The sequence below is a fragment of the Paraburkholderia caballeronis genome (genome assembly GCF_900104845.1).
Taxonomy (GTDB): domain Bacteria; phylum Pseudomonadota; class Gammaproteobacteria; order Burkholderiales; family Burkholderiaceae; genus Paraburkholderia; species Paraburkholderia caballeronis.
In genome coordinates, this window is record NZ_FNSR01000002.1 from 1,473,295 (window position 1) to 1,491,853 (window position 18,559).

Sequence of the window (18,559 nt, forward strand, 5' to 3'; positions counted from 1 at the left end):
CGCCGCAACGAGGAACACGATGACCACGACTCACCCGACCCGGATCGAGCGCGACGCGTTCGGCGCCGTCGAGATTCCCGCCGACCGCTACTGGGGCGCGCAGACACAGCGCGCGCTCGGGCTGTTCGAGATCGGCGACGAACGGTTTCCCGCCGTGCTCGTTCACGCGTTCGGCCTGCACAAGTGGGCGGCCGCGCGCGTGAACGCGAAGCTCGGCGTGCTCGACGCGCGTCTTGCGGACGCGATCGAAACGGCCGCGACCGAAGTCCGCGACGGCGAGTTCGACGGGCATTTCCCGCTGACGGTCTGGCAGACCGGCTCCGGCACGCAGACCAACATGAACGCGAACGAGGTGATCGCGAATCGCGCGAACGAACTGCTGGGCCAGCCGCTCGGCACGAAGTCGCCAGTGCATCCGAACGATCACGTGAACGCGTCGCAGTCGTCGAACGACAGCTTTCCGACCGTGATGCACATGGCGGCCGCGCTCGAATTGACCGGCCGGCTGCGGCCCGCGCTCGACGAATTGCGCGTCACGTTGCAGGCGCGCGCGCGGGCGTTCGCCGGCATCGTCAAGGTCGCGCGCACGCATCTGATGGACGCCGTGCCGATGACGATGGAGCAGACCTTCGACGCATTCGCGCACCAGGCGGCCAATGCGGTCGCGCGGATCGACAGCGTGCTGCCGCGCGTGCTCGTGGTCCCGCAGGGCGGCTCGGCCGCCGGCACCGGGCTGAACGTGCCGCCGGGCTTCGCGGAGGCGTTCTGCGACGAACTCGCCGGCGCGAGCGGGCTCGCGTTCGCGCCGAACCCGAGCAAGTTCGAGGGGATGGGCGCGCACGACGCGCTGGTCGAAGCATCCGGCGTGCTGAACGCGATCGCGGTCGCGCTGCTGAAGATCGCGAACGACGTGCGCTGGCTCGGGTCGGGGCCGCGCTGCGGGCTCGGCGAACTGCGTCTGCCCGACGACGGCCTCACGTCGTCGATCATGCCGGGCAAGCGCAATCCGACGATCGCGGAAGTGCTCGCGCAGGCGTGTTTCCAGGTCGCCGGCAATCACCAGACCGTGACGATGGCCGGCGCGTCGGGCAATTTCGAGCTGAACGTCGCGAAGCCGGTGCTGATCTACAACCTGCTGCAATCGATCCGCGTGCTCGCGGATGCGGTCGTCGTGTTCTCGCGCAGGCTCGTGGCCGGTCTCGACGTCGATCGCGAGCGGGTGGCCGCGAACGTCGAGAACGCGCTGCTGGTCGTGACCGCGCTGAACCCGGTGCTCGGTTACGACAACGTCGCGCGGATCATCGCGAAGGCAGTGGACGAGCGGATCGGGCCGCGCGCGGCGGCGCTGGCGCTCGGACTGCTGGACGCGCACGCGTATGACCGGATCGTCGATCCGGCGCGGCTCGCGGTGGGGGGACGGGTGGACGGTTGAGGACGGTCGACGTGCAACGGGCCGGTGCGGCCCTGCCCGCCCGGGACAAAGGGGTCGATCGGCGCGCCACCGCCGTCGATCGCTACCGGGCTTAACACTGCCAGGATGCCGGCCGGCGGCTTTGTGAACGGAGCGGTTGATTCGATGCCGGTTCACCGCAGCGGCAGGCCGATGCGACGCGGACTCGTTGCGCAAGGCCTATGCCGAATCGCGCGAACATTCGATGACGACACGCTTTTCACGAAGCTGTCGTGGTTCGCTTCGTGCGGTCGTGTTTTGCGTGCCGGTGTGGGACGTCGAAGGCGTTGACGTGCTGGATCGATTGGACCCGCTAATCCAGCGCCGGGTCGTGACAGCATATGCACAGCTTGTTGCCGTCCGCATCCCGGAAGTACGCGCCGTAGTAGTCGGCGTGATAGTGCGGTCTCAAACCCGGCGGACCTTCGCAGGTCGCGCCGTTCGCGATGGCAAGCGCATGCGCGCGGTCCACCGTTTGCCGGTCGCGCGCGAGCAGCGCCACCATCTGGCCGTTGCCCGCCTGCGCCGCATTGCCGTCATAAGGCTGGCCGACGATGAACAGCGGACGCGGCGCGTCCGCCGCCATCCAGCCGGCCCACGGTTTGTCGCGCTCGCAGAACTTCAGCCGGTGCCCGAGCGTCTGCATCAACGCCGAATAGAACGCGAAGGCGGGCTCGAAGTCGTTGACGCCGATGAAGATGTGCGAGATCACGTGGGGCTCCCTGGAGTCGAAACGAAGCGGCGGCTGGCAGCGGCTTGCGTCACAGCATCGACGCGAGCGTCCGCGCGCCGCTTTCCAGAACCGGCAGGATTTCCTCGACCATCTGCTCGGGCGTCATGCGGCTGGAGTGGACGCTGACCGTGAGCGCGCACACCAACTGGTTGCGCGCGTTCAGCACCGGCACCGCGATCGATCGCAGGCCGATCTCGTATTCCTCGTCGATCACCGAATAACGGTCCTGCCGCGAGCGCTGGAACTCGCCGAGCAGCGCGCCGGGATCGGTGACGGTCTTTTCCGTGTAGCCGATGATCTTTACGTTGTCGAGGTACTTGCGGATCTGCACGTCAGTCCGGTGCATCAGCAGCACGCGGCCGGATGCGGTGCAGTAGGCGGGCAGGCGCGTGCCGATGCCGATCGACACCGACGCGATGCGGGTAGCCGCCGAGCGCCCGACGAACACGACCTCGTCGCCGTCGAGCAGCGTCAACGACGCGACCTCGTTCATCCGCTCGCCGATCATTTCGAGAATCGGCTGCGCGAGTTTCGTCAGCGACGCGCCGGACAGGTACGCGTAGCCGAGGCGCAGGATGCGCGGCGTCAGGCGGAAGAACTTGCCGTCGAAGTCGGCGTAACCGAGCTTCGCGAGCGTCAGCAGATAACGACGCGCGCCGGCGCGCGTGAGGCCCGTCTTGGTGGCGACGGCGGCTGCGGTCAGCGCGGCGTCCGACGCGTTGAACGCTTCGATTACTGCGAGGCCTTTTTCCAGGGCTCCAATGAAATCGCGTTCAGTCGATCGTTCGTCGTTGCGATCATCGTCGTTCGTATCCATCGCGCTCCAAGCCGGCAGAAAGTATCGGATTGTACTAAACGGGTCTGAAAGACCCTCGAAAGAATCGAGGCGGTTGGACCGTTGATGAGCGGCCACCCCGATTTCTTACAGTCATTATAAGTGCGCAATACGCACTTCGATACACAATACGCACTAACTATCGTTTACGCGTACTTTGATCCAAAAATCGTTGACATGGATCAAGCCAGAAGGGCATAGTTTAAAAAACGTCGCAGCCCATCGGCCGATTCAGGCACAGGGCAGCGCGCCCCACTTTTGCCTATTTCAGGAGTACAAATGAACGAACAGAGGCTCCCATTCCCCTCCGTGCGCTCCGCATGGCCTGCCGACCAGTTGACGCGCGTTCCGTTCTGGGTCTACAACGATGCGACGGTGTACGCGACCGAGCAGCGCCGCATCTACGAGGGGCCGGCCTGGAACTTCCTCTGCCTCGAAGCCGAACTGAAGAATCCCGGCGATTACGTGACGACGTTCGCGGGCGAAATGCCGGTCGTCGTCGCGCGCGGACAGGACGGCGAGATCTACGCGTTCGAGAATCGCTGCACGCACCGCGGCGCGCTGATCTGCCTCGAAAACGCGGGCAACACCACTGGCTTTGCGTGCGTGTACCACGGCTGGGCTTACGACCTCGAAGGCAACCTGAAGGGCGTGTCGTTCCAGAACGGCGTGAACGGCAAGGGCGGCATGCCCGGCTCGTTCTGCATGGAAGACCACAACCCGCGCAAGCTGCGCGTATCGACGCTGTGCGGCATCGTGTTCGGCAGCCTGTCCGACGACGTGCCGCCGATCGAGGAATACATCGGCGACGAAGTGCTCGGCCGCATCCGCCGCGTGCTGCGCAAGCCGCTGCGCATCCTCGGCCGCTACAGCCAGGCGCTGCCGAACAACTGGAAGCTTTACTTCGAAAACGTAAAGGATTCCTACCATGCTAGCCTGCTGCATCTGTTCCTGACGACGTTCGAGATCAATCGTCTGACGCAGAAGGGCGGCCTGATCGTGTCGCCCGACGGCGGCAATCACGTCAGCTTTTCGATGATCGACAAGACCGCGCCCGCGGGCAACGAGTATCGCGACCAGGGGCTGCGCGCGGACAGCGAAACCTACCGGCTCGAAGACGCGAGCTTCCTCGAAGGGGTCGACGAATTCGGCGACGGCATCACGTTGCAGATCCTGTCGGTCTTTCCGGGCTTCGTGCTGGGCCAGGTCAACAACAGCATCGTCGTCCGGCAAGTGCTGCCGAAGGGCATCGAAGAGACGCAGCTCAACTGGACCTACCTCGGCTTCGAGGACGACACGCCGGAAATGACGAAGATGCGCATCCGCCAGTCCAACCTGATCGGCCCGGCGGGACTCGTTTCGCTGGAGGACGGCGCGGTCGGCGGCTTCGTGCAGCGCGGCACGGTCAGCGCGACCGACGAATTCGGCGTGCTCGAAATGGGCGGCGGCGAAACCGCGACCACCGACACGCGCGCCACGGAGGCCGCTGTGCGCGGCTTCTGGAAGGCCTATCGGCAACACATGGGGATTTGACGTATGAACGAGCTGGAACTGACGTGGAAGGTCGGCGCATTGAATGCAGCCTACGTGCGGACGATCGACAACGACGAGCTGGAGTCGTGGCCGAACTATTTCACCGCGGACTGCCTGTACAACATCACGTCGAGCGCGAACCATCGCGCGAACCTGCCCGCCGGCATCTTCTACGCGGACTCGCGCGGGATGCTGGTGGACCGGATCTCGGCGCTGCGCGAAGCGAACATTTTCGAAAGCCATCGTTATCGGCACATTGTCGGCATGCCGGCGATCCTCGGCCAGCAGCGCGACGAAGTCCGCGCGGAAACGCCGTTCGTCACGTACCGGATCATGCGCGACGGACGCACCGATCCGTTCGTCACCGGCTGCTATCTGGACCGGATCGTGTTCGACGGCCCGAACCTGAAATTCGCGGAACGCATCGTCGTCTGCGACAGCTCGACGTTCGACACGCTGCTGGTGATCCCGCTGTGAGCGGGCCGGTTGACGGATGAGCGAAACGCGTTGCCAGTGCAGGACGACACACAGATGACATATCAGGTTCAGGTGGCGGGAACGGACTACCGGTTCGATTGCAGCGGCGATGAGACAGTGCTCGACGCGGCATTGCGGGCCGGTTTCGAACTGCCGTATTCGTGCAGGAAGGGCATTTGCGGAAGCTGTCGCGGGCGGGTCGTCGAGGGTCTCGTCGATGCGACCGGCGCTTCCGAGGGACTGAGCGACGCGGAGCGCGCGCAGGGTTTTGCGCTGTATTGCCGGGCGAAGCCGCGCAGCGATCTGGTGCTGGAGTCCGCGAGCATCCGCCGCGCCGATCCGTCCGCGCGGCGGGTCGTGCGCGCGAAGATCTTTCGCATCAGCCAGCCGTCGCCCGACGTGACCGTGCTGCAATTGCGCTTCCCCGCCGGCGTGAAGGCGAAGTTCAGGGCGGGCCAGTATCTGCAGGTCGTTTTCGGCAACGGCGAGCGGCGCAGCTTCTCGATGGCGAATCCGCCGTCTGCGTCGGACGGCGCGGTGCTGCACATCCGTCACGTGCCGGGCGGCCGCTTCAGCGGCGAAGTGTTGCCGACGCTCGCGCAGGGCGATGCGCTGGAAGTCGAACTGCCGTACGGCGACTTCTATCTGCGCGAGGACAGCGACAAGCCGATCGTGTTCGTCGCGAGCGGTACCGGCTTTGCGCCGATCCACTCGATCGTCGAGCATGCGCTGTCGCGCAACGTGCAGCGGCCGATGTATCTGTACTGGGGCGCGCGGCGGGCCGCCGATCTGTATGCGCTCGACGTGCCGTCGAAGTGGTCCGCGCGCAATCCGGCGTTTCGCTTCGTGCCGGTGCTGTCGGCGCCGGACGCGGCCGAAGCGTGGGACGGGCGCACCGGCTTCGTTCACGAGGCAGTGATGCAGGATCATCCGTCGCTCGAACACATGCAGGTCTATGCGTGCGGCGCGCCGGCGATGACGAAGGCCGCGCGCGACGACTTCACGTCGCTGCGCGCGTTGCCTTCGAGCGAGTTCTTTTGCGACGCGTTTGTCGAAGGGCCGGCGGCCTGACGGCGGCGGTTTCGGTTGCATCACGATCAGCGGGAACGGCAATCATTTTGCGTGGCATCGGGGTGGGCGCTTTTTGGTCGCTCCGATCTACAGCGGTGCATGGGATGGGAGTAGGCGCTAAAGCGCCAACTCCCATCGACAGCGGTGCATGGGATGGGAGTAGGCGCTGAAGCGCCAACTCCCATCGACACAGGAGACGGACATGGCGATGCGATGATTGCCGGTATGATCTGCGGCCCGCGCGTGCAACGCGCGGGACACAAAAAAGCAAGGCTGCGGACCCCCACGAAACTACAAGTACACGGATGAACGAACGTCTTTCCAGAGACGGTCGTGGGGACGTTTCGCCGCTGCAAACCTGATTGACGGCTGGCGGAACGTGGCGATGCCGCACGAGGCGGTATCGGGCCGCGGCCGATTCGGAGGAGACAACAAATGAGCAGTCGCCCGGACACCCTGCGCACGGACGCTACGGGTTCCGCACAGGCCCGCGCGGGATACCGATGGGTCGCTGTGCTTCTTGGCTGGATCGCACTCGATTTCACGATGATCGACCGGCTCGCGTGGGGCTCGGTCGCAGTCGTCGCGTCGGCGTCGCTCGGTCTGCCGCTGATGGCGCTCGGCGTATTCGTCACCGCGTTCTTCTGCGGATATGTCGTCGCGAACGGCCTCGGCGGTTTCCTGACCGACAAGGTCGGCAGCCGCGTGATGCTGGCCGGCACGATGGTCGCGCTCGGCTTCGCGACTTTCGGCTTCAGCATGACGCCGGGCATCGCGGCCGGCATCGCATTGCAGGCGCTGATGGGCCTCGCCGCGGGCGGGGACGTCGCGGCCGCGGTCAAGCTCATCACCGCATGGTTCGACGTGAAGGACCGCGGCAAGGCGATCGGCTTCCTGCTGACCGCACTGCCTTGCAGCGTGATGATCACCAACGCGCTCGTGCCGCTGCTGATGCACAGTCTCGGCTGGCAGGCGGTCTATCAGATCCTGGGCGTCGGCACCGCCGCGTTCGGCCTGGTCTGCTTCTGGGCGGTGCGCGACGCGCCGGTTCGCGCGGTCGCGCAGCGCGCCGGCAAGGTGCGTCTCGGGCCGCTGCTGCGTCATCCGCAGTATCTGCTGCTGCTCGTCGCCGGCTTCGGCGGCTACTGGGGCATGTGGGGCTTCACGTTCCTCGTCAATGCGCTGATGGTCAAGCGGTATGGGCTGTCGCCGGCGGCGGCCGGCGCGATCGTCGTGTGGTTCGGCGCGACGTCGCTGATCTCGAAGCCGGTCGTCGGCTACCTGTCCGACGCGCTCGGCGGCGTCCGCAAGTCGATCATGCTCGTGATCATGGTGATCTTCGGTGTGTTGACGGTCACGTTCGGCTTCCTTGACGGCACACGCCAACTGACGATCGGCGCGGCCGCGCTCGGCTTCGTGTCGCTCGCGTGGTCGCCGCTGATGACGGCGACCGTCGCCGAGGCGGGCGGCAAGCGCGGCGCCGGGTTGTCCACCGGCATCGCGAACGGCCTCTGGCAGTTCGCCGGAGTCTGGTCGCCGGCCGCCGCCGGGCTCGTCTTCCAGTGGACGCACGCGTTCCATGCGCCGTTCTATCTGCTTGCGGCCGGCCCGATCGTTTCGGCGATCGCGCTGCTGTGGGTGAGGGACGGCGCGTCGATCGACGAAGCTGATCCGGTCGACCCGCGCGCCTGACGACGTGACGGCCGCGCGGCAACGACGCGCGGCCATCACGCGAGCCACGCGGCGCACCAGCTGCCCCTCGCATCACCCCGCATCACCCACCTCGTGGAACGACGGACCACGCCCGCTCGCCGGACGGGCGGCGGGGTCTCGTCGTGTCCGCGCGAACACAGAAAAGCAGCTTTATCGCCATAAACGGAGGAGATTCCATGAAAGCAAAACACGTTGCGCTGCTGGCGCTGGCCACGTCGGCCGGGTCGGCTTATGCGCAAAGCTCGGTCACGCTGTACGGGTTCGTCGACGAGGGGCTCGTATACACGAACAACCAGCGGGGCGGGTCGACGGTGCAGACGATCACCGGACAGAACAACACCAGCCGGTTCGGCCTGCAGGGCGCGGAGGACCTCGGCGGCGGCACGAAGGCGATCTTCAAACTGGAGAACGGCTTCGATCCGAGCACCGGCAAGTTCCTGCAAGGCGGACGGCTGTTCGGCCGCGAGGCGTGGGTCGGCATCTCCAGCGGCTACGGCACCGTGACGCTCGGCCGGCAATACGAGCCGGTGTACGACTTCGTCGGCACGAAGTCGGCGGTCCACGAATGGAGCTGGTTCGGCACGCACCCGGGCGACTTCGACAACATGAACTCGACCGCGCGGGTCAACAACGCGATCAAGTACGCGAGCCCGGCATTTTCCGGCTTCCGCGTCGAAGGCGTGTTCGCGCCTGGCGGCACGGCGGGCAACTTCGGCACGAACCGCGTCTACAGCGTCGGCGCGAACTATGCGCACGGGCCGTTCTCGGCCGCCGTCGCGTTCCTCAACCTGAACAATCCGTCCGAGTCCGGTTACGACGGCACGGTGACGCCCGGTGTATCCGGCTACACGTCGCCGGTCACGAGTCCGGTCTATAGCGGCTACGCGTCGGCCCGCGCGGTGCACGTGCTCGCGACCGGCGGCGCCTACGAGCTGGGGCACGCGACGTTCGGGCTCGTCTACACCAACACGCGCTTCATGGACGTGCTGCCGACGGCGACCACGCCGTTTCGCGGCGGCAGCGTTACGTTCAACAGCTACGAGGCGAACGTGCGCTATGACCTGACGCCGGTGTGGCGCTTCGCGATGTCGTACGACTATACGGACGCGCAGTCCGCGCACTACGGTCAGTTCGACGTCGGCGCCGACTACGTGCTGACGAAGCGCACGGACCTGAACTTCGTGACCGTGTGGCAGCACGCGAGCGGCATCGACTCGACGGGCAAGCCGGCGGTCGCGGCGATCTCGTCGATCGGGCCGTCCACGACGCCGAACCAGGTCGCGCTCCGGTTCTCGCTGCGGCATCGTTTCTGACGATGCAGGTCCGGGCGCGCGCGGATGCGCGCCCGGTTTACTCCCACCCGACTCCTCAACGCATGCACCCGCCGATACGATGAAAACGAAAGCCAGTTCTTTTGCGCTATCGCTGATCGTCGGCGCGGCGTTTTTCATGGAGCAACTGGACTCCACGATCATCGCGCCCGCGGTGCCGGAGATCGCCCGATCGTTGCGCGTCAGTCCGTTGAGCCTCGATCTCAGCATGACGGTCTATCTGCTGTGCAGCGTCGTGTTCATTCCGGTCAGCGGCATCCTGGCCGGCCGCTACGGAACGCGGACGATCTTCCGCGCGGCGCTGCTGCTGTTCGTCGCCAGCTCCGCGCTGTGCGGGTTCGCCGGCAGCATGGGGGTGCTCGTCGCGGCGCGCGCGGTGCAGGGCTTCAGCGGCGCGCTGATGGTGCCGGTCGGCCGCATTGCGATCGTGCGCACGACGCCGCGCGCCGCGCTCGTCGACGCGCTCGCGTGGATGATCACGCCCGCGATGCTTGGGCCGCTGCTGGGTCCGCCGCTCGGCGGGGTGATCTCGACGATCGTGTCGTGGCGCTGGATCTTCTGGCTGAACGTGCCGATCGGACTCGCGGGTTATGCGCTGGCGAAGCGGCTGATGCCGCAAGTGGTCGATCGCGACGAAACGCGTGTCGCGGTTCAAGAATGGCTGAGCCTGAGCGTCGCGCTCACGGCGCTGATCGCGCTGCTCGAACTGGTTCGCCGCCCCACGCTGCCGGTTTCGCTAGTCGCGCTGGCGGTCGTCGTCCTTGCCGGGGCGGCGTGGCTATACGCGCGGGCCGCGCGGCGCAGCGCCGTGCCGCTGCTCGACTTCGGGCTGTTGAAGGTCGAAACGTTTCGCGTCTCGTTCGTCGCCGGCAGCCTCGTGCGGGTCGGTTATGGCGCGGTGCCGTTCCTGCTTCCGCTGATGCTTCAGGTCGGGCTTGGATTCAGCGCGATCGGCAGCGGCGCGGTGATGCTGGTCAGCGGCGCCGTCGCATTGGTGACCAAGACGCAGACCACGACATTGCTGCGGCGCTTCGGCTTCCGGTCGGTGCTGATCGTCAACGGGCTGCTTTGCGCGGTTGCGTTGATCGTCTGCGCGGCGTTTCGCTCGGGCTGGGGCATCGGCGCGATCGCGGGCGTCGTGGCGGCGGGTGGATTCGCACGCTCGGTCCAGTTCAACGCGCTGGCTGCGATCGCGTATGCGGATCTTCCGCCGCACAAGGTGTCGCCGGCCACGACGCTCAATACCGCCGCACAGCAACTGGCCGTGATGGTCGGCATCTCGGTCGCGGTGATGGTGGTGGACTTTTCCAGCCGTCTTGCGTCGCGCGCGCAGCCCGCCGCCGGCGACTTCGCGTCTGCGTTCATGCTGGTCGGCGTCGTCGCGTTGCTGGCCGTGCCGTTCTGCTGGTGGCTCAGTTCGCACGCGGGGCTCGAACTCAGCGGGCGGTCGTCGCGGTCGCAGTGATGCGTCGTTCGAAAAGCCCGCTATTTACCACGAATGCCGCCCTTAATAGTGACAGTTTCAGTAACGGTTTCTTGCGCGCGAGGCGGCTGACGTAACGGCCGCGAGTCCGGATAATGCACGGCGTGACGGATCTAGCTCTGGCTGGAGCGATGCCGAACTCCTCATTCGGTGATCCGTCATTCTTCCCCCTCACGCTTTATCCAATCCACTTCTTCCTGTCGTTCCGCTCATAACGCCTTGCCGATGCGATGCGCCATCTCGACGATCGCGATCGCAATGCGCTTCTCGCGTTTCGCGTCGATCCGTTCGAGCGGCAGGCTCGTGCTGACCGCCACGCGCTTGCCGAGCGCGGTCACGCCGACGAACGCCGCGAAGCACGTGAGTCCCGCGCTCACTTCCTCGCGCTCGTGCGCGAGGCCCGAGCGGCGGATCGCGGCGAGCGCGTCCAGCAGGTCCGCGCGCCGCGTGACGGTCCGGCTGGTCACCGGCGCGAGGCGCTTCGGCAGCAGCGCGCACACTTCGTCGTCGGTCATGCTCGCGAGCAGCGCCTTGCCGAGCGCGCAGCAATGCGCGGGCAGCCGCGAGCCGAGATCGGACACGAGCCGCACCGGTCGCGCCGCATCCTCGCGCGCGATGTAGACGACCTGCTCGCCGTCGAGCACCGCAAGCTGCGCAACCTCGTTGTGCGCGGCGACGAACGATGCCGCCTCCTTGCGGAAAATCTCCTGCAGCCGGTCGTGCCGCACATACGCGCTGCCGAGTTCGAACAGCGTGAGCCCGATGATGTAGCCGTCCGGCCGCTTCTCGATCCAGTGCCGGCGCTCCAGCGAATCGAGCATCAGGTAGAGCGTGCTGCGCGACAGCCCGGTGGCGTCGGCGAGCGCGGCCGGTTTCACGGGCGCGCTCGCGCGCGACAGCACGTCGAGGATGTCGTGGATGCGCTTCAGCGCGGGGACTTCGTACGGAGCGTTCATTGGATCGATGAGTGTCGAGGCGGCGCGGCCGGCGGGTCGGTGCTTCCAACAGGTTGGAAATAGTAACACCAGGTTGGACAACGGCCGGGGCGGCTCCTACGATGATGCACCTTCATCTCACCGAACCCGGACCTTTCCATGGCCAACATTCCCGCTTCCGCCTGCCTGCCCGTCGATGTCGCCGATGCGTTGCTCGTGGGCCGCGTATGGCGCCGCGACGGCGCGCACGAAGGCCCGAGCGTCGTCGCCGTGCGCGGCGGCCACGCATTCGACATCACCGGCACGGTGCCGACCACGGCCGATCTGTTCGATCGCGACGACGCGGTCGAGATCGTGCGCAGCGCGCCCGGCGACGCGCTCGGCCCGGTCGAGGCGCTCGTCGCCGCGAGCGCGGCCGGCGCGCCCGACGACGCGCCAGTGCGCCTGCTCGCGCCGTGCGACGTGCAGGCGATCAAGGCGTGCGGCGTCACGTTCGCGGTGAGCCTGATCGAACGCGTGATCGAGGAGCAGGCGGGCGGCGATCCGGCGAAGGCGCGCGAGGTGCGCGAGACGATCACCGGCGTGATCGGCGCGGACCTGTCGAAGATCGAGCCGGGCTCGGATGCCGCGATGCGGCTGAAGACCGAACTGCAACGCCGCGGAGCGTGGTCGCAGTACCTCGAAGTCGGCATCGGCCCGGACGCGGAAGTGTTCTCGAAGTCGCAGCCGATGTCGTCGGTCGGCTTCGGCGCGGACATCGGCCTGTTGCCCGCGTCGGTCTGGAACAATCCCGAGCCGGAAATCGTGCTGGCCGTCAACGGCCGCGGCGGGATCGTCGGCGCGACGCTCGGCAACGACGTGAACCTGCGCGACATCGAAGGCCGCTCGGCGCTGCTGCTCGGCAAGTGCAAGGACAACAACGCGTCGTGCTCGATCGGTCCGTTCGTGCGGCTGTTCGACGGGCGCTTCACGCTCGACTCGGTGCGCGACGCGAGCGTGTCGCTGCGCGTCGAGGGCGCGGACGACGGTTTCGTGCTCGACGGCGTGAGCCACATGCGCGAGATCAGCCGCGATCCGGCGGACCTCGTGGCGCAGACGCACGGCAAGCATCATCAGTATCCGGATGGGTTCATGCTGTTCCTCGGGACGATGTTCTCGCCGATTCTCGACCGCGACGCGCCCGGCGCCGGCTTCACGCACCATCTCGGCGACGTGGTGACGATCTCGGCGCCGCAACTCGGCGCGCTCGTCAACACCGTGCGGCTGTGCACGGAAATCACGCCGTGGACGTTCGGCGTGCGCGCGCTGTACGCGAACCTCGCCGCGCGCGGACTGCTGAACGCGCGTTGAACGCCGTGCCGCGCCGACGGCCACGATTCGAACGAACCCGACTTATTTGAGGCACCGATATGAGCCAGTTTGCAAATTACATCGACGGACAGTGGGTCGAGAGCGACAAGGTTTCGCGCAACGTGAACCCGTCGAATCTCGACGACGTGATCGGCGAATTCGCGCAGGCCGACGCCGCGCAGACCCATCACGCGATCGCCGCGGCGCGCGCCGCGTTCCCGAAGTGGTCGTTGTCGACGCCGCAGCAGCGCTTCGACCTGCTCGACCGCGTCGGTACCGTGATCCTCGAACGCAAGGCCGAACTCGGCAAGCTGCTCGCGCGCGAAGAGGGCAAGACGCTGCCCGAAGCGATCGGCGAAGTCGGCCGCGCCGCGCAGATCTTCAAGTTTTTCGCGGGCGAAACGCTGCGCGTCGGCGGCGAGATCGTGCCGTCGGTGCGTCCGGGGATGACCGTCGAGATCACCCGCGAACCGCTCGGCGTGATCGGCCTCATCACGCCGTGGAATTTCCCGATTGCGATTCCGGCATGGAAGATCGCGCCGGCGCTCGCCTACGGCAACTGCGTCGTCATCAAGCCGGCCGACCTCGTGCCGGCGTCGACGTGGGAACTGGTGCGGATCATCGCGGAAGCGGGTGCGCCGGCCGGCGTCATCAATCTCGTGATGGGGCGTGGGTCGGTCGTCGGCGAAGTGCTGGTCGAATCGCAGGGTATCGACGCGATCAGCTTCACCGGTTCGGTCGCGACCGGCCGCGCGATCGGCGCGAAGTGCGTGCAGCACGGCAAGAAGTTCCAGCTGGAGATGGGCGGCAAGAACCCGATGGTCGTGCTCGACGACGCGGACCTCGACGTCGCGGTCGAGGCGTGCGTGAACGGTTCGTTCTATTCGACCGGCCAGCGCTGCACCGCGTCGAGCCGGCTGATCGTGACCGAAGGCATCCATGACCGCTTTGTCGAGGCGGTGAAGGCGCGGCTCGCAACGATCCGCGTCGGCGACGCGCTCGACGAGAAGACCCAGATCGGCCCGGTCGTGGACGAACGGCAACTGGAGCAGGACGAACGCTACATCGCGATCGCGCGTGAAGAAGGCGGCACCGTGTTCGGCGGCGAGCGGGTGGAGCGCGCGACGCGCGGCTTCTTCCTTGCTCCGGCGCTGGTGACGAACACGACGCCGGCGATGCGGATCAACCAGGAGGAAGTGTTCGGCCCAGTCGCGTCGGTCATCAAGGTGAAGGATTATGCCGAGGCGCTGGACGTCGCGAACGACACGCCGTTCGGTCTGTCGGCGGGCATCTGCACGACGTCGCTGAAGTACGCGAACCACTTCAAGCGCAACGCGCAGGCGGGGATGGTGATGGTGAACACGGCGACGGCGGGCGTGGACTATCACGTGCCGTTCGGCGGTCGCAAGGGGTCGAGCTACGGTCCGCGCGAGCAAGGCAGTTACGCGCGCGAATTCTACACGACGGTGAAGACCTCATATGTGAATCCGGGCGCGGTCTAAGCACGGGCGGCGGTTCCCCAACCGCCGTTTGCCCGCACCACAACATTGCGCCAAAAAAACGCCCGGTCCCGGATGCGTCCGGGAACCGGGGCAGATTCAAAGCTCGCCTGTTCTCAAGAGGCAACTCAACCTTACGCTTGCCAAAATCCGCTGGCAACGCGAAAAAAAAACCTGCGTTCGAATCCGCGCGCACGGCCTCTCCGCTCGCTTCCCACCTGACCACCCATCGGAACATGGCCCAAAAACGGCTAAAAAAAACCCGGCCATGACAGACCGGGCGAGTGAGAATACACCGTGCGTTCCGGGGAACGAAACGCAGCGTCAACGTTACCTGCGGGGCGCACGCGAATCAACGCATCAGCGGTTACGCGCCATTACTTGCAATTCGCTTTCATTCCGACCGGGTCGCCCGATGATTCGGGACCCGAACCAATTGGCCGGTCCGTTTGCCGTGGCCGCATCCGGACGCAAAAAAAACCGGCCTCCCCGAGGGAAGGCCGGCCGTTCCGTCAGCCGTCACGCGCTCAGTAGCGCGGCGGCGGACGATGATCGCGGTAGTGCGGCGGACCCGGATCGTGCGGGTGACGGTGCATCCACTCGTCGTGCGCCCAGTAGCGGTGGCCATCCCAGTAGCGGTCGTTGTGCCAGCCGATCGACAGTTGCAGGCCGACCGGCATCAGATGCGCGTTGCCGTAGTCGGCCGAGTTCATGTCGGCGCGCAGCGCGAACGGCGCGGCCTGCTGCGCGGATGCGTTCGTCGCGCCGATCAGCGCGCCGCCCGCGAGCAGCGCAGCGATCAGCGTCCGCATCGGGGTAGTCCGGTTCTTCGTATTCATGCGATGTCCTCCTGTTCGAGTCCGTCGTATCGGGGCCGGCGTCGCCGACCTTCGTATCCGACCAACGCCCTCAGCTTAGCGGCCGCGATTGCGCGAATACGTGAGCACTTGTAAGCGCACGTTTCATATCGTCGGTGCGGCTGGACCCCCGATTCCGGCGACTTCGGGAGGGCGACAGCAAGGAACGATGCGCCCTGGCGGACGTTTCGCAACGGAAGGGGCCGGCTTGCCGGCTGTCAATTGCAGTTACATTCGAGCCGTGACATTCGACGCGACGTGCGACGCCCTCACGGACGACACACGCTGCGTCGAAGCGGCTTCACGACCCTGATGCCGGCGTGGCGGGTGGCGTGGCGCCCAGATCGATCGCGCTTTGCGAGCCGACCTGCGCGCGCAGCTCGTACTTCTGGATCTTGCCGGTCGCGGTGCGCGGCAGCTCGCCGAAGCGGACCACGCGCGGCACCTTGTAATGCGCGAGGAACAGCCGGCAATGCGCGATGATCTCCGCCTCGGTCGCGCTCGCGCCCGGCCGCAGTTCGACGAACGCACACGGCACCTCGCCCCACTTCGGATCGGGCAGCGCGACGACTGCCGCGAGCGCGACGGCCGGATGCCGGTACAGCGTGTCCTCGACCTCGATGCTCGAAATGTTCTCGCCGCCCGAGATGATGATGTCCTTGCTGCGATCCTTGATCCGCACGTAGCCGTCGGGCGTCATCACGCCGAGGTCGCCGGTATGGAACCAGCCGCCGCGGAACGCTTCCTCGGTCGCGCGCTCGTTCTTAAGGTAGCCCTTCATACAGATGTTGCCGCGGAACATGATTTCGCCGAGCGTCTCGCCGTCGGCCGGCACCGGTTCGAGCGTCGCTGGATTGAGCACGGTGACCGCCGCCTGCAGGTGATAACGGACGCCCTGGCGCGCGGCGAGCCGCGCCTGCTCGTCCGCGTCGAGCGTCTTCCAGCTTTCCTGCACCGCGCACACCGACGCGGGGCCGTACACCTCGGTCAGCCCGTACACGTGGGTCAGCTCGAAGCCGATCGCCTTCATCTTCGCGATCACGGCCGGCGCGGGCGCCGCGCCCGCGACCATCGTATGGACCGTGTGCGAGATGCCCTCGCGGTATTCGGCCGGCGCGTCCGCGAGCGCGCTCTGCACGACCGGTGCGCCGCAGTAATGCGTGACGCGTTCGTTGCGGATCAGGTCATACACGAGTTTCGCGTCGAACTTGCGCAGGCAGACGTTCACGCCCGCGCGCGCCGCGACGGTCCATGGAAAACACCAGCCGTTGCAGTGAAAGAGCGGCAGCGTCCATAGATAAACCGCGTGCTTCGGCATGTCCCATTCGAGCACGTTGCTGACCGCGTTCAGATACGCGCCGCGATGGTGATAGACGACGCCCTTGGGGTCGCCGGTCGTGCCGGACGTGTAGTTCAGCGCGATCGCGTCCCATTCGTCCGGCGGCGGCGTCCATTCGAAGCCGGGGTCGCCCTGTTCGAGGAATGCCTCGTAGTCGGTTGCGCGCGGGAAATAATCGGGATCGGCCGGTGCGACGTCCGCGACCGTGATGATCTTCAGGTCCGGGAACGTCAGCGCCGCGCGTTGCGCGAGTTGCGCGAACTCGGTGTCGACGATCAGCGCCTTTGCTTCGCCATGGCGCAGCATGAACAGCATCGTCGGCACGTCGAGGCGCGTGTTCAGCGTGTTGAGCACCGCGCCGAGCATCGGCACGCCGAAGTGGGCCTCGACCATCGCCGGGATGTTCGGCAGCAGCGCGGCGACGGTGTCGCCGCGGCCGATGCCGGCCTTTGACAGCGCGCTTGCGAGCCGCCGGGTGCGCGCGTAGGTGTCGCGCCAGTTGCGCCGCACGTCGCCGTGGACGACGGCGAGCCGGTCGCCGTAGACCTCGGCGGCGCGCGCGATGAAATCGATCGGGGTGAGCGGCACGTAATTGGCTTCGCGTTGCGCGAGCCCTTCTTCGTACGGGTGCAACATGGCTGTGTCTCCTGTGTCGATCGGAGTTAGCGCTTTAGCGCTTACTCCGATCCCATGCAAAGCTGTCGATCGGAGTTAGCGCTTTAGCGCTTATTCCGATCCCATGCAAAGCTGTCGATCGGGGTTAGCGCTTTAGCGCTTACTCCGGTCCCATGCAAGGCTGTCGATCCGGGTTAGCGCTTCAGCACTTACCCCAATCCCATGCAAGGCTGTCGATCCGGGTTGGCGTTTCAGCACTTACCCCGATCCCATGCAAGGCTGTCGATCCGGGTTAGCGTTTCAGCACTTACCCCAATCCCATCCAGGCTGGTTGTGGTGGGCAATGCCCAATCTGTTATTGCCGTTAGATCGCGCTACCGTAGCAGCGCCGCTTATGGCAGTCTGTCGTCTACGTGACAGAGCAGTCAAGCTGAACTGATTCAACTCAAGGTAAGCGCAATGACGCAGACCATTTCGACTATGGACGAGCCGACGTTGGTCGGGGACTTAACCGACGCCGGCCGCATCGATGCGACCGACCGCGCGCGGCTGGCCGCGCTGTTTTCCCGCTTCGCGTGGTTCCATGCGCTATTGCCGGCACAGCAGGCGTGGGTGCTCGACGACTCGTACGCGCAGCCGTTTGCTGCGGGGGCAACGGTCGCCGCGCGCGACGCACCGTCCGCGTACTGGCTCGGCGTCAGCTCGGGCCTCGTGAAGCTCGCGATCTACAACACGTCGGGACGCGGTTGCACCTTTTCCGGCGTGCCGCACGGCGGCTGGTTCGGCGAGGGCAGTGTAATCAAGCGCGAACCGCGCCGCTACGCGGTGATCGCGTTGCAACCGTCGCTGATGATGTGCGTGCCGTCCGTCGTGTTCCACCGGCTGATGGATCACAGCCTGCCGTTCAACCGCTTCGTGATCCACCAGTTGAACAACCGGATGGGCGAGTTCATCGCGCTGATCCAGAACAGCCGTCTGCTCGGCGTCGACGCGCGCGTCGCGCAGTCGCTCGCGCAGATGTTCAATCCCGACCTCTATCCGGAGACGAGCCACGAACTCGACATCTCGCAGGAGGAACTCGGGATGCTGACCGGCGTGTCGCGGCAGCGGATCAACCAGGCGTTGCAGGGCCTCGAACGGCACGGGCTGGTTGCACTGTCGTACAACCGCGTGACCGTGCTCGACCTGAACCGGTTGCGCATGTTCGGCCGCGAGCAGATTTGAGCGGCCTGCGAAGGTCCTTGCCAGTCTTGCCCGGAATGGAAGGGTGTGTCCCCGCGCGGCCGGTTTTTGCGCGATGCCGCGTTCCCTAGACTCCAGCCTGTCGATCCGGCCGCG

At 66.2% G+C, this 18,559-nt stretch carries 15 protein-coding genes; 10 read left to right on the forward strand and 5 right to left on the reverse strand.

From position 1 onward, the window contains the following. Positions 1-19: 19 nt before the first annotated feature. The gene (locus tag BLV92_RS23125) at positions 20-1,432 is read left to right on the forward strand and encodes a class II fumarate hydratase (protein WP_090549402.1); all 1,413 of its coding nucleotides are present in this window, start codon (positions 20-22) and stop codon (positions 1,430-1,432) included. 331 nt (positions 1,433-1,763) lie between these two features. On the opposite strand, the gene BLV92_RS23130 is transcribed toward BLV92_RS23125, so the two are convergent. Both BLV92_RS23130 and BLV92_RS23135 read right to left on the reverse strand, forming a co-directional pair. Continuing rightward, complete coding sequence (locus BLV92_RS23130) at positions 1,764-2,162, reverse strand: VOC family protein (RefSeq protein ID WP_090549405.1); 399 nt, start codon at positions 2,160-2,162, stop codon at positions 1,764-1,766. A gap of 49 nt (positions 2,163-2,211) precedes the next feature. Then, positions 2,212-3,000, reverse strand: coding sequence for an IclR family transcriptional regulator domain-containing protein (locus BLV92_RS23135; RefSeq protein WP_090549408.1), 789 nt, complete (start codon positions 2,998-3,000; stop codon positions 2,212-2,214). A 297-nt stretch (positions 3,001-3,297) separates the two neighbouring features. On the opposite strand from BLV92_RS23135, the gene BLV92_RS23140 reads away from it, so the two are divergent. From BLV92_RS23140 to BLV92_RS23165, 6 genes are all read left to right on the forward strand, one after another. Beyond that, the gene (locus tag BLV92_RS23140; RefSeq protein ID WP_090549411.1) at positions 3,298-4,551 is read left to right on the forward strand and encodes an aromatic ring-hydroxylating dioxygenase subunit alpha; all 1,254 of its coding nucleotides are present in this window, start codon (positions 3,298-3,300) and stop codon (positions 4,549-4,551) included. Positions 4,552-4,554: 3 nt separating this feature from the next. Continuing rightward, the gene (locus tag BLV92_RS23145; protein ID WP_090549414.1) at positions 4,555-5,028 is read left to right on the forward strand and encodes an aromatic-ring-hydroxylating dioxygenase subunit beta; all 474 of its coding nucleotides are present in this window, start codon (positions 4,555-4,557) and stop codon (positions 5,026-5,028) included. A 54-nt stretch (positions 5,029-5,082) separates the two neighbouring features. Continuing rightward, positions 5,083-6,099: a CDP-6-deoxy-delta-3,4-glucoseen reductase gene (locus BLV92_RS23150; RefSeq protein ID WP_090549417.1), complete on the forward strand. Its 1,017-nt coding sequence runs from the start codon at positions 5,083-5,085 to the stop codon at positions 6,097-6,099. 513 nt (positions 6,100-6,612) lie between these two features. Next, complete coding sequence (locus BLV92_RS23155) at positions 6,613-7,791, forward strand: MFS transporter (protein WP_166676629.1); 1,179 nt, start codon at positions 6,613-6,615, stop codon at positions 7,789-7,791. A 197-nt stretch (positions 7,792-7,988) separates the two neighbouring features. Next, complete coding sequence (locus BLV92_RS23160) at positions 7,989-9,125, forward strand: porin (protein ID WP_090549423.1); 1,137 nt, start codon at positions 7,989-7,991, stop codon at positions 9,123-9,125. A gap of 79 nt (positions 9,126-9,204) precedes the next feature. After that, a complete protein-coding gene (locus tag BLV92_RS23165; protein WP_090549425.1) occupies positions 9,205-10,608 on the forward strand; it encodes an MFS transporter in 1,404 nt (467 codons plus the stop codon). Positions 10,609-10,835: 227 nt separating this feature from the next. Here the strand turns inward: BLV92_RS23165 and BLV92_RS23170 are convergent, their stop codons facing one another. Further along, positions 10,836-11,582 (reverse strand): IclR family transcriptional regulator, encoded by a 747-nt coding sequence (locus BLV92_RS23170; protein WP_090549428.1) that lies wholly within the window; start codon positions 11,580-11,582, stop codon positions 10,836-10,838. Positions 11,583-11,720: 138 nt separating this feature from the next. Between BLV92_RS23170 and BLV92_RS23175 the strand changes: the two genes are divergently transcribed. Further along, a complete protein-coding gene (locus BLV92_RS23175) occupies positions 11,721-12,911 on the forward strand; it encodes a fumarylacetoacetate hydrolase family protein (RefSeq protein WP_090549431.1) in 1,191 nt (396 codons plus the stop codon). A 59-nt stretch (positions 12,912-12,970) separates the two neighbouring features. After that, positions 12,971-14,413, forward strand: coding sequence for an aldehyde dehydrogenase family protein (locus BLV92_RS23180; protein WP_090549433.1), 1,443 nt, complete (start codon positions 12,971-12,973; stop codon positions 14,411-14,413). Between the two features lie 524 nt (positions 14,414-14,937). Here the strand turns inward: BLV92_RS23180 and BLV92_RS23185 are convergent. Continuing rightward, complete coding sequence (locus tag BLV92_RS23185) at positions 14,938-15,249, reverse strand: invasion associated locus B family protein (protein ID WP_090549436.1); 312 nt, start codon at positions 15,247-15,249, stop codon at positions 14,938-14,940. 319 nt (positions 15,250-15,568) lie between these two features. Then, positions 15,569-17,242 (reverse strand): acyl-CoA synthetase, encoded by a 1,674-nt coding sequence (locus BLV92_RS23190; RefSeq protein WP_090549438.1) that lies wholly within the window; start codon positions 17,240-17,242, stop codon positions 15,569-15,571. 438 nt (positions 17,243-17,680) lie between these two features. Here BLV92_RS23190 and BLV92_RS23195 point away from each other — a divergent pair, with 438 nt between their 5' ends. Next, positions 17,681-18,445, forward strand: a complete 765-nt coding sequence (locus tag BLV92_RS23195; RefSeq protein WP_243842777.1) for a Crp/Fnr family transcriptional regulator — start codon at positions 17,681-17,683, stop codon at positions 18,443-18,445. Positions 18,446-18,559: the final 114 nt, after the last annotated feature.